The sequence below is a fragment of the Shumkonia mesophila genome, from assembly GCF_026163695.1.
GTDB lineage: Bacteria > Pseudomonadota > Alphaproteobacteria > Rhodospirillales > Shumkoniaceae > Shumkonia > Shumkonia mesophila.
Map to the genome: position 1 here is coordinate 109,082 of NZ_JAOTID010000006.1, position 11,859 is coordinate 120,940.

General features: G+C 66.0%; 12 protein-coding genes. 6 read left to right on the top strand and 6 right to left on the bottom strand.

Annotated features, from left to right (window positions below; translation table 11 throughout):
- Positions 1–18: 18 nt before the first annotated feature.
- The 5 genes from ODR01_RS11905 to ODR01_RS11925 form a co-directional block, all read right to left on the bottom strand.
- Positions 19–1,203 (bottom strand): LegC family aminotransferase, encoded by a 1,185-nt coding sequence (locus ODR01_RS11905; protein WP_316977880.1) that lies wholly within the window; start codon positions 1,201–1,203, stop codon positions 19–21.
- Entirely contained in the window at positions 1,193–2,176 is a 984-nt protein-coding gene (locus ODR01_RS11910; protein WP_316977881.1) for a GDP-mannose 4,6-dehydratase, read from the bottom strand. Before ODR01_RS11910 ends, ODR01_RS11905 begins: the two co-directional genes overlap by 11 nt.
- Positions 2,173–3,276 (bottom strand): nucleotidyltransferase family protein, encoded by a 1,104-nt coding sequence (locus ODR01_RS11915; RefSeq protein WP_316977882.1) that lies wholly within the window; start codon positions 3,274–3,276, stop codon positions 2,173–2,175. Before ODR01_RS11915 ends, ODR01_RS11910 begins: the two co-directional genes overlap by 4 nt.
- A gap of 171 nt (positions 3,277–3,447) precedes the next feature.
- Positions 3,448–3,594, bottom strand: coding sequence for a hypothetical protein (locus tag ODR01_RS11920; protein ID WP_316977883.1), 147 nt, complete (start codon positions 3,592–3,594; stop codon positions 3,448–3,450).
- A 223-nt stretch (positions 3,595–3,817) separates the two neighbouring features.
- Entirely contained in the window at positions 3,818–4,030 is a 213-nt protein-coding gene (locus tag ODR01_RS11925; RefSeq protein ID WP_316977884.1) for a cold-shock protein, read from the bottom strand.
- Positions 4,031–4,351: 321 nt separating this feature from the next.
- Here ODR01_RS11925 and ODR01_RS11930 point away from each other — a divergent pair, with 321 nt between their 5' ends.
- The 6 genes from ODR01_RS11930 (at position 4,352) to ODR01_RS11955 (ending at position 10,173) form a co-directional block, all read left to right on the top strand.
- Entirely contained in the window at positions 4,352–4,648 is a 297-nt protein-coding gene (locus tag ODR01_RS11930) for a hypothetical protein (protein WP_316977885.1), read from the top strand.
- 377 nt (positions 4,649–5,025) lie between these two features.
- Positions 5,026–5,511, top strand: coding sequence for a hypothetical protein (locus ODR01_RS11935; protein ID WP_316977886.1), 486 nt, complete (start codon positions 5,026–5,028; stop codon positions 5,509–5,511).
- Positions 5,512–5,576: 65 nt separating this feature from the next.
- On the top strand, positions 5,577–7,205 hold the full coding sequence (groL, locus tag ODR01_RS11940; protein ID WP_316977887.1) for a chaperonin GroEL: 1,629 nt from the start codon (positions 5,577–5,579) through the stop codon (positions 7,203–7,205).
- 61 nt (positions 7,206–7,266) lie between these two features.
- Entirely contained in the window at positions 7,267–9,555 is a 2,289-nt protein-coding gene (locus ODR01_RS11945; RefSeq protein WP_316977888.1) for an intermembrane phospholipid transport protein YdbH family protein, read from the top strand.
- Between the two features lie 5 nt (positions 9,556–9,560).
- Positions 9,561–9,815: a YnbE family lipoprotein gene (locus ODR01_RS11950; RefSeq protein ID WP_316978060.1), complete on the top strand. Its 255-nt coding sequence runs from the start codon at positions 9,561–9,563 to the stop codon at positions 9,813–9,815.
- A gap of 10 nt (positions 9,816–9,825) precedes the next feature.
- Complete coding sequence (locus ODR01_RS11955) at positions 9,826–10,173, top strand: YdbL family protein (RefSeq protein ID WP_316977889.1); 348 nt, start codon at positions 9,826–9,828, stop codon at positions 10,171–10,173.
- A 447-nt stretch (positions 10,174–10,620) separates the two neighbouring features.
- On the opposite strand, the gene ODR01_RS11960 is transcribed toward ODR01_RS11955, so the two are convergent.
- The gene (locus tag ODR01_RS11960; RefSeq protein WP_316977890.1) at positions 10,621–11,823 is read right to left on the bottom strand and encodes a M24 family metallopeptidase; all 1,203 of its coding nucleotides are present in this window, start codon (positions 11,821–11,823) and stop codon (positions 10,621–10,623) included.
- Positions 11,824–11,859 lie beyond the last annotated feature (36 nt).

An 11,859-nucleotide genomic window follows, 5' to 3' on the forward strand; every position in this document is an offset into this window, starting at 1 on the left:
AGGCCGGCCCCACTCCGTTCAGGCGGCAGATCTTGCCGAGGCGGCAACTATTGCCGAGCGAACGGCAATTTTTTCCTCCTCCGTAAGGCCGCATGAGGAGGGAAGGCTGAGACCGCGGGCATACAGATCCTCGGCCACGCCGCCGCCGACCGCCCGGGCGCCGCGATGGGCGGGGCTCAGGTGCATGGGCTGCCACAGCGGCCGGGTGCCGATGCCGCGCTCGGCCAGGAAGGCCAGCAGTTGGCGGCAGTCACGGCCGAACGCCTTGGGGTCGACCAGCACGGTCGAGAGCCAGAACACGGCCCCCGCCCAGTTCGCCTGGGGCATGAAGGTGAGCCCCGGCACCTCGGCGCAGAGCGTGCGGTAGAAGTCGGCGATCCGCCGCTTGGCGGCGAGGCGGGCCTCGATGGCTTCCATCTGGGCGCAGCCGATGGCCGCCTGGACGTTGGTGAGGCGATAGTTGAAGGCGACCTCGTCGTGCAGGGATTCGACCGGATGGCAATGGGCCTGCGTCGTCAGGTGGCGTACCCGTTCCGCCCACTCGGCGCTGGACGTGACGACCATGCCGCCGCCGCCGCAGGTGATCAGCTTGTTGCCGTTGAAGCTGAGCGCCGCGATGTCGCCCAGCGCCCCCACCCTTCGGCCCTTGTAGGTGGCGCCCAGGGATTCCGTGGCGTCCTCGACGACCGGCAGGGCGAATTCGCGGGCCAGATCGAGGACGGGGTCCATGTCGGCGGGATGGCCGAGGATGTGCACCGGCAACAGGGCGCCGATGCGCCGGCCGGTCTGCCCGTCGCAAAGCCGGCCGTCGACGACGGCGCAATCCCGCCTGAGGAAGCCGGCCAGCAACGAGGGGTCGATCTGCCAGGTGGCGGGATCGACGTCGATGAAAACGGGCCAGGCGCCGGCATGGCGGATGGCGTTGGCGGTGGCGACGAAGGTCACGGTCGAGGTGACCACTGCGTCGCCCGGCCTGACCCCGGCGGCCAGCAGGGCCAGGTGCAACGCCGCGGTGCCGTTGACGGTGGCGACCGCGTGCGTGGTGCCGACATAGTCGGCCATCATCGTCTCGAAGCGGGTGACGAACGGCCCGGCCGAGGACACCCAGTTGGTGTCGACGCATTCGGCGAGGTACGGCCCCTCGGTCCCCGTCATCCACGGCACGCAAAGAGGAATTGTGACCGCTTGGCCCTTAGAGGACATAGACGCCTCCCCGGAACTGGTTCAGGTGCTCGCGCACCCATTCGATGGTCCGGGCCATGCCGGCCTTGAGCGTCACCTGCGGGGCCCAGCCCAGCGCGTCGGCGGCCAGCCGGTTGTCGGAGAGCAGGCGTTCGACCTCGCTGCCGGCCGGGCGCAGGCGGGCCGCTTCGACCTCGCACTCGATCCTGCGGCCCAGCAGTTCGCCCACCAGATCGACCAGGCCGCCGATACTGATTTCCTGCCCGGTGCCGAGGTTGAAGGTGCGCCCCTCGATGCCGGGGACGGCGCCGCCCCTGAGGAACCCCTCGACGGTGTCGCTGACGTAGGTGAGGTCGCGCGTCGGGTGCAGGTTGCCCAACCGCACCGTCTCACCGCGCAGGGCCTGGGAGATGATGGTGGGAATGACGGCGCGGGCCGACTGGCGGGGCCCGAAGGTGTTGAAGGGCCGGATGGTGACGACCGGCAGTCCAAAGGACAGGTGGAAGGCTTCCGCCAGCTTGTCGGCGGCGATCTTGCTGGCCGAATAGGGCGACTGGCCCTGCAAGGGGTGGCCCTCGTCGATGGGAACGACCCGCGCGGTGCCGTAGACCTCGCTGGTCGAGGTGTGGACGACACGGGGGATGCCCAACTCGCGCGCCGCCTGGAGCACGTTCAACGTCCCCTCGGCGTTGGTGCGCAGATACGAACGCGGCGCGTGGTAGGAATAGGGGATGGCGATGAGGGCGGCCAGATGGAAGACCACCTCCTGGCCCTCGACGGCCCGGCGCACGAACTCGGCGTCGGTCACGTCGCCGGCCATGACGTCGAGCGTCTCGCGGATGGGGGAATCGTCGAGCCAGCCCCAGCGGCCGAACGAATTGTACCACACGAAGGCGCGCACCTTGGCCCCCTCGGCGACCAGGCGTTCCGCCAGGTGGCTGCCGATGAAGCCGTCGGCGCCGGTGACCAGGACCTTTTTTCCCTGCCAGTTCATTTCCGAAACTTCCCGGACGCGGCGTCCGCCTGGGCCCGCATGTAATCCTGCAATTGGCCGATGTCGATCCAGTATTCGTGAATGGGGAAGCTGGTCACCCGCCCGCCGTCGTCAAGGCGGCGCTGGATGAGGTCGGTCATGTCGAAACGCCGGTCGGTGGGAATGAAGTCGAGCATGGCCGGTTCCAGCAGATAGATGCCGGCGTTGATGAACAGCGAATAGGAGGGCTTCTCGACCAGCTTGCGCACCGCTGCATCCTCCACCTCCAGCACCCCGAAGGGCACCTTCACCTCGTAACGGCGTACGCCGACCGTGATGTCGGCCTTCTGGTCGCGATGGAAATGGTGCATGGCCCGGAAGTCGACGGCGGTCAGGATATCGCCGTTGATGACCAGCAGGGGCTCCTTGCCGCCCTTCAGCCCCGCCAGCGCGCCGGCGGTGCCGAGCGGCGTCTCCTCGTGGGCGTAGGTGACGTCGATGCCGAACTCGCTGCCGTCGCCCAGGTGCTGGCGGATCTTTTCGGCATGGAAGTGGGTGGTGACGGACACCGTGCGCACGCCGGCCTGGCGCAGTTGGCCGACGATGTGCTCGATCACCGGCTTGTGGCCGACCTCCAGCAGTGGCTTGGGGATTTCCTCGGTCAGCGGCCGCATGCGCGAACCGAAGCCTCCCGCCATGACGACGGCGTGCATCGGATATTCGACGGGTTTGGAGAGGTCTTCGAGCAGGGCCAGCCCCGCCACCCGGCCGTCTTCGTCGACCAGCGGCAGGTGGCGGACCAGGCGGACCGCCATCAAGCGGACCAGATCGGCCTCGGCCAGACCGGCCGGCGCCGTGAGGGGCTTTTTCCATACCTTGCCGGGCTTGTGGCCGAGGAAGTCGGCGACCGGGGTGGTGGTGACGTCGCGGTTGTCCAGGATGGCGCGGCGGATGTCGCCGTCGGTGACGATGCCGGTAAGCCATCGGTCGTCGTCGATGACCAGGGCGACGCCCTCGCCGTTGGCCTCGATGACCCTAAGCGCCTCGCGCATGGGGGCGTCGGGGCGCACGGCGAAGCGGGCGAGCACCGTTTCCAGCGGTTGAATTGGCGGACCACTCATGGCAACCCGGCTTTCCCGGCCGACCTCGGCGCGCCCCCATTGGCCGCGCCCGCGCCACAAGTAGTGAATCCCCGGGAGGAACCCGTCAAGGGCGTTGTGGCGTGAGGCCCGCCGATGAGGCCCCGATGCGCGGCCGGAACGCCACCCCGGCGCCCCGTACGGCAAAAGCCGTCATGCCTTCGCGCCCCACCCCTTCTTCTTGGGCGGGGCGGCCGAAGCCGACAGGCCCTTGCCGAACACGCTCGGCGCCGCCGCCGGTTCCTTCTTCTTCTTCGGCTTCTTGACTTCCCGATTGCTGCGCTGCTGTCCCTTGCTCATGATGCTCTCCTCTGTTCACCTCGAACCGCCCGCTGCGGCCGGCAGGAAAAGAAAGACCCCGCGGCCTCGATGAGGCGCGGGGCCACAAGGCGCCAGGCGCCTCGTCAGACCGATTGCCGCCGCACCGCCGTTCCCCCGCCGCCAGTTCATCCGTGGTCGACCGGGGTGGGGCGATGCATGCCGCCGGCGGGGTCGCGGAGTTCCACGGCCGCCGGCGCCGCAATCAGGCCAGATCCTTCAGGTTGTCGGCCGCCATCTTGCCGCTCTTCTGATCGGAAACGAGGTCGAAACTCAGCTTCTGGCCCTCGCGCAGGTCGGAAAGACCGGCGCGCTCCACGGCGCTGATGTGGACGAAGGCGTCATTGCCGCCGTCGTCCGGCGCGATGAAGCCAAAACCCTTTTGGGCATTAAACCATTTCACGGTTCCCGTCGTCATAAGGAAACTCTTTCACAAACAAAGGTGGTGCGAGCCCGCAACCGCGGGCCGTCGATTTTGCATTTTCGGGAAAGAAGAGTATCAGCGTCGCACCGAACCATCGGCGCCAAGCCAAGTCATCCGGCCGTCCATCGACCCCCTTGATATGGGGCACGGCGGTGCATAAAGCAAGGACGCTGACATTTGCCGTCCGCGACCGGCGCCGCATCGGACAACCAAAACGAGCGTGCGCCAGCCATCACACGTCCCGCCGCCGGGGATGTGATACACTTCTTGCACGGACGGCGCGGTACCGTCAAAGCGAACAGGATCAATCAGTCCATGGCGGTCGATCCGAACGAGGTGGCGAGGTTCAAGAACGCCCTGGCGAAACTCTCGCCCGCCGAGATCCGGCGCCGGCTGGATGGCAGCCTCATCATCCGCCCGTGGAAACGCACCCTTGCCGAGGCGGAAGGCGGGCGGAGGGAGCGGCATGCCGAGGCCGGCCAGGAGCGCTCGCGCGTCGATGCCGCGAACAAGAGACAGAGAGGAAGGGCGATAGCCGGGCGGGTATGGCTGCTGGTCGCCATCGCCATCGTCGCCGCCGTCACTCTGATCGCGAACCTGCTGCCGGGCTAGCCGGGCAGGCGAGACGGCCTGCGGGCCTCCTCAGGGCGAGGTTTCACAAAAAAGTCCATCCTGAGCCCGTCGAAGGATAGGCCTCAGGCGGCGGTGGATCCTTCGACACGCCGGCTCCGCCGGCTGCTCAGGATAAGGAAATTTATAGGTGGCTTGCCGCTTTTCCAGGTCTTAATTTTCAAGTATTTTAAATTACATCTATGATTGTAAAATATAAACCGTGTCGTCCATTGTTTGAATGGGCGATTGGTCCATATCTTTATCTGTGTCAGATCATTGACGCCATAATGAAATGGACATTACATGTCATTCAAGGATTTCGCCGCCGAGGAATTTGATTTCACGCATGGCGCATCCGCCAACGACGCCGGCATGACATGACCGGCGCTTCCTCGACCTCTCCCTTCGGGCGCGAATTCGACGACTTCCTGTTCGCGCCGATCGGCGAGGACCGCAACGGCATGCTGCTCAGCGTCCTGTCGGCGCTGGCGCGGCTGAACGTCGATCCCTGGCGGGAGGCAGCCAAACTGGCCCGCCTGCCGGTCAAGACGGCGACCCAGGACCTGGCCGCGTTGATCGCGAAAATCCCGGAAGGGCCATCGTCCAGGCCCAACCCGGCAACGATCGCCGCCCGCCTGGTCGCGCTTTTGCCGCGCTGGGTCGGCTCCGGCACGGAGCCGTCCGCAGCAGGACGCAAGGACGCCACGACGACCAAATCGCGGACCCTGCTTTTCGTGATCCTCATGGTCCTGGTGCTGGTCGCCCACACCTTCATGGAAACCCGCCGATCGCCGGCGGAGGGTGACAACCCTTCGGCGCCGATCTCCGGCAGCGTTCCGCCCCAATCGCGATCCGGCCCGTAAAGCCGCGCTTTTCCCGACGCGGGCGGCCGGAACGTCTTGAAATCTAGTACCAACGGAGACACCCCATGGCCAAGGAAGTCAGGTTTGGCAGCGACGCGCGCGACCGTATGCTGCGCGGCGTCGATCTGCTCGCGAACGCGGTGAAGGTGACGCTCGGCCCCAAGGGGCGCAACGTCGTCCTCGCCAGATCCTACGGCGCGCCTCGCATCTCCAAGGACGGGGTGACGGTCGCCAACGAGATCGAACTGGCCGACCGTTTCGAGAACATGGGCGCCCAAATGGTAAAGAAGGTCGCCAACCAGACCAACGATATGGCCGGCGACGGGACGACCACGGCGACGGTGCTGGCCCAGGCCATCGTGCACGAGGGAATGAAGGCGGTGGTCGCCGGCATGAACCCGATGGATCTGAAGCGCGGCATCGACTTGGCCGTGGAAGCGGTGGTCGCCGACGTCGGGAGGGTCTCTCGAAAGGTCTCGACCAACGCCGAGATCGCCCAGGTGGGGACCATCTCGGCCAACGACGATTCCGAGATCGGCGAGATGATCGCGAACGCCATGCGCAAGGTCGGCAACGAAGGGGTGATCACGGTCGAGGAGGCTAAATCCCTGGAGACCGAACTCGACATCGTCGACGGCATGCGCTTCGACCGCGGCTACATCTCGCCCTACTTCATCACCGACGCCGAGAAGATGGTCGCCGAACTCGAAGACCCCTACATCCTTCTGCACGAGGCGAAGCTGCCCGGCGTCCAGGCCCTCGTCCCCCTGCTTGAGGCCGTGGCCAAGAGCGGCCGGCCGCTGCTCATCGTGGCCGAGGACATCGAAGGCGAGGCGCTGGCCACCCTGGTCGTCAACAAGCTGCGCGGCGGGCTCAAGGTCGCGGCGGTCAAGACCCCGGGCTTCGGCGACAGGCGCAAAGCCATGATCGAGGATATCGCCATCCTGACCGGCGGCCAGGTCATCACCGAGGACCTCGGCATCAAGTTCGAGAGCGTGACGCTCGACATGCTGGGCCGGGCCAAGAAGGTGCTCATCGACAAGGAAAACACCACCATCATCGACGGCGGCGGCAAGAAGTCGGCCATCCAGAGCCGCTGCAAGCAGATCCGCGCCCAGATCGAGGAGTCGACCTCGGACTACGACAAGGAGAAACTCAAGGAGCGCGTAGCCAAGCTGGCCGGAGGAATCGCCATCATCCGCGTCGGCGGGGCGAGCGAAGTCGAAGTCAAGGAGCGCAAGGATCGCGTCGAGGACGCGGTGCATGCGACCCGCGCGGCGGTCGAGGAGGGCATCGTCGCCGGCGGAGGCGTCACCCTGCTTTATGCCAGCAACCGGCTGGGCGGGCTCAAGCCCGGCAACGACGACCAGAAGGTCGGCATCGATATCGTGCGCCGCGCGCTGCAGACGCCGGCCAAGCAGATTTTGGCGAACAGCGGGGCCGATGGCTCCGTCATCGTCGGCAAGCTCCTGGAGAAGGGCGACGACCGTCGCGGCTTCGACGCCCAATCGGGCACCTATGTCGACATGCTGAAGGCCGGCATCATCGACCCGGCCAAGGTCGTGCGCCTGGCGTTGCAGGGCGCCGCCTCCATCGCCGGCCTGCTCATCACCACCGAGGCGATGGTCGCCGAGAAGGTGGTGAAGGACACGCGGGCCATGCCGGGCGGCGGCATGGATGACGGGGATTTCTGAAACCTTCGGTAATGGTCTAAGCTGACGGCGCGCTGTCGAAACGGGCTTGGACTGTGAAACGATGAAGGTCGGGCGCGGAATACGGTGGCTGATCGGCATTACGATGGCGACGGGCGCGCTCTTCGCCATCGCCGTGGCCCTGCGGGTGCCGTTGGCCGAGCGCGCCGCCGGCGCCTATCTGGCCGCGCAAGGTTTTCCGGAAGCGTCCGTTTCGGTTTCCCGTATCGGCCCCGACCACGCGGTCATCGACAATCTGGCGCTGGGCCCCGGACTTCCCGCCATCGAGCGCATCGAGATCAGCTATCGCATGGCCGAGCTTGCCGGCCTGCGGCTGCGCGCGGTTCGGATCGAGGGTTTGCGCGCCGTCGTCGATGGTCGGGACCCGGAGGCGCTGGCGCGCCTGAAACGTTTCCTGCCGTCCGGCGGCGGACGCGATGACGACGGCATGGCCGCGCCCGGCCCGACGGTGGATCTGGCCGATGCCCAGATCGTCTTTCGCACCGCCAGGATCGGCGAGGTCACGCTAACCTTCCGCGGCAGCCTCGATCTTGCCGGTTCTCCCGTCCGGGCGTCGTTCGAAGGACGGGCTGACGGCGAGTTTGGCCAGGCCGCCGTGACCGCCTGGGCCACGCCCCTCGTCGAGCATCCCACGATCCAGATTCAAGGTTATGCAAGCGCCGATCTCGCTCGCCTTCCCTGGCCGGAAGGCCTGGAGCCGCGGCCGCGGGGCGGTACCCTGCAACTCTCGCTCTCCGGCAACCTGCCGGTGCCCTCCCTCGAAGGGCCTGTCGTCGCCGGCCTGCTGGCAAGCGATGGCTCGCTCGTCGTCGACCTGAAGGTGCGGGGGGCGGCACTGCCCCCTTACGCGGCTTCCGTCGATGCCGGCGCGTCGTTCACGGCGCGCACCGGTGGCGGCGTCCTTGTCCTCAGTATGGAGGAGCCGGCGGCGCTGACGGTACGCGGTCTGCCGCCTGAGATGCCGCGGACGGTGGCGGAAGCGGATTTCACCCTCGAAGCCGCCCAGCCGGCCGGCCCCGGCGCCGACCCATCCCGGGCGACGGCGACGATATCCGGGCGCCTGACGGAGAACCGGGTCGATGCGACGCTGCTGGCGGAAGGGATATGGGCGCCCGGGGGCCCGATCGCCGGTCAACTGCGTCTGCGGGACGGCAGCTTCCGCATGCCCGGCCGCGACATCCTGGCCGCCTCGATCGAGGCCGCCATGCCGTTTCCCTTCGAATCCGGAGGCGAGCCGGCTCATCTGTCGGCGACCGTTTCGACGGTGTCCGGCCGGCTCGCGCCGCTCAATCTCAATGCGCGCATCACCCGCGAGGACGAGACGCTGCGGCTCGAGGGCTCGCTCGCTTCGCCGGACGGCGGCGTGCGCATCCCCCTGCAGGCGCGCTGCCTCGGAACCGAGGCCCGGGGGAACGTCGCCCTTGGCCCCGCCACGTTGCAATTCCAGCCGGACGCGCTTCAGCCGGCGGCGCTCGGCTCGGCCTTTGCCATGGTGACGCAGGCGGAGGGCGCAATCGAGATGTCGGGCACGCTGGCTTTCGCGCCGGCGGCGCCGCTCCAGGGCTCGGCCGCCGTCGGGTTTCACGACGTGACGCTGGAGACCGCCGAGGGCGTCATCGAGAAGCTGAACGGGACCATCCGGCTGGACGGGTTGTTCCCGCCCCGCACCGCGGGGCCGCAGGCGATATCGGCAGGCCGCATCGTGTCCGGGGTGCCTTTGGAGCAGCCGTCGCTCAGCTTCCGCCTCGAACCGACGGAGGCGGGAACGGCGGTCGTGATCGACCGTGCCGAAGGCCGGATCGCTGAGGGCACGGTCGTCGTCGAAGGGGCGCGTTTCGACCCCGCCCAGTCAACCCACGCCTTTCAGATCGCGATCCGGGATCTTTCCCTGGACCGTCTGCTTGGCGACTACGCGATGGAGGGGATGTCCGGGACCGGCACCCTCGCCGGCATTATCCCGGTAACTTTTTCCGCCGCCGGGGTGGCCATCGAATCGGGAATCGTGCGGGCGCAGGGCGGAGGGATCCTCAAGGTCGACTGGGGGTCGTCGCGCGACGCGATGGCGAAACAGGGCGAGTCCGTCGCGCTCATGGTGCAAACGCTGGAGGATTTTCATTATTCGACCCTGCTGGCGACCATCGAGCGTCCGGCCGACGGCTCGCTGTCGCTCAAGGTGGCCCTGGAGGGACACAATCCGGCCGTAAAGAACGGCCATCCTTTCCGTTTCAACATCTCTTTCAGCGGCGACCTTGAGAAGATCCTGGCCGCCGTCCGCGAGGGAAGACGCTTGGGGTCCAACCTGTTCCGTGGCAGTCTCGGCGAGACCCCTTGAAACACGTGCTCCATAACCTTTTGATCATGGCAATCCAGATGCAGTCTGTTTCGACCCTTGCTCAAGGCGCGCCACGGCCCACGTGGGGCGTGGCGCTGCTTGCCCTCGTCATGCTCGCGGCCTGCGAGCCGACCATCCGTGTCCAGCCGCCTTCGGAGCCGATCACCATTAATCTGAACGTGAAGGTCGACGCCGAGGTGCGCGTCAAGCTGGAGAGGCAGGCGGCAGACGATATCCGCAAGAACGATGACATTTTTTAGAGGAATGAACATGGCTGGCGCGGCAAGATTGGTATTGGGTGCACTCTTTTCGGCATGGGTGCTTGTCTTCGCGGTTCCGCACGCCGGCGCCGCTTCGCTGGACGAGTATCGGGCCCAGGGGATCATTGCCGAGCGTTATGACGGGCTGGTGGAGGTGCGGGCCAACCAGGCCTCCCCCGACGCCGAGCGCCTGGTCAAGGAGGTCAACGCCAAACGGCTCGAGATCTATCGGCAGCGGGCGCAAAGCCAGGGCGTGCCGGCGGAGGAAGTCGGAAAGATCTATGCCCAGGAGGTGGCGGGCAAGGCCCCGGCCGGCACCTATTTCAGGAAGCCCGACGGCAGTTACCTGCGCAAGTGACCCCCCGCCGACGCGCGGTGAGATGGCGCGACTGGTCTTCGGTCAGGCCCGGGACTTAACTCGGTTTCCGTCAATATCGGCCGGCCTTGCAGAAATTGCATAGCTGCCCTGCACAATCGACGCTGCACATTTTTGCGTGGTGCGAGTAAATATCATTCTGTTCAGGCGCGATGCCTGGACTGGGGTCCGGTCCATGACCGGCTCCCGCGTCTCCCAGACGTGAAGCCTCCCTGTAAAACTCGCCGGGCCCCTTGTGGGTCCGGTTTTTTTTGTGGGTAATTGCGGTCTAGCAGGCTGGCCCCCGAGAGGGCGACCTTGTGGTATCAAGAACGAAATCCCGCCGAAAAGGGCTATCCGCGCTTGGGATCGATCGCGGGGACGGAGGATGAGGTTGGTTGTCGCTCATGCCCCGCACGACGGGCGCCCCTTCCGGCAGGTTCCAGAATCTCAGACGACGAAGATTTCCTGAAGAGTCTTGTGGAGACGTTCCGCCCCATGGTCCGTGATGAGGAAGTTGTCGCAGAAGTTCACCCACGCCTTGTTGCCGGCCGTAGCGTTGGGATGACACGACAGGTTCATGTTGGCCTGCAACACCATTGGTTCGTCGTCGCGGATCAGCGGCCGTTCCACCAGATTGTATCCCTGGCCGTGTGAAAAGGCCCTGGCTTCCCGGGGTTCCCCATGGGCCATGATGTACTCATTGTACGTCTTTAGAACTTCCGCCGGCTTTGCTCCCGGGACGAGCTTCGCCACGGTGGCTTTTTGGGCGCCCCGGCCGACCTCCCAAGCCTGCGCCGTTTCGTCGGCCATGCTGCCGAGACAGATCGTACGGCCGAGTTCGCAGTAGTAGCCTCCCGGGCCGTTGACTTCGATCAATAGGGTCATCTGGTCGCCAGGCCGCAGGATGCGATTGTGGTAGTGGGCGTACTTGACCATTCCGCCCGGCTGACCGGCCGGCGCCGAACCGATCATGATCCACTGCATCTCGCTTCCCTTGTTGGTCAGGATGCGAAACAACTCCGCGCGGATTTCGTACTCCGCCATCCCCGGCCTGACGAAGTTCAAGATCTCGGCCATGGCTTCGTCCTCGATCCGGGCCGTCTTACGGATCAAGCCGATCTCCTCCGCGCTTTTCACCACCTGGATGCGATCGATCATATCGGTGGCATCAACGATTTCGACGCCGGGCAGATTCGTCAGTAGATGCTCGTAAAAGGCGGCGCCCATCACCGCCTTTCCGACGACGCCGACCTTCTTGGTCTTGCGATCCTTGAGGTCGCGGACGGCGGCGGCCGCATCCATGGTTCCCAGGTAATGGCAGGACATGAAATAGGGAGCCGTGATCCGGCGCTTGGTGCCGAAGGACGACGGGATGTCGTCCGGCGTGACGCGAAGCGTGTCGACCTCGGCGCCGTGGCCGATCGTCGTCATGCCGTCCCTGGCATCGAAGATGACGGTCCACGGATACCCGACTTCCACGAAAATGTCGGTGAACCACCGAACGTACATGCCCAGGTAGGTGTTGTCGCTCTGCATGACCAGGCAGTCGATGTCTTCCGCCTTCATGGCCGCGCGTGCCAAGGCCCAGCGTCTTTCCAACTCGGCCGCGGAAATCGGCTGCCGGAGCACCTCGCTGAAGTCTTTTGCCATTTCTTCCTCCTTTTTTTCATCCTTGGTTTCGCGGCG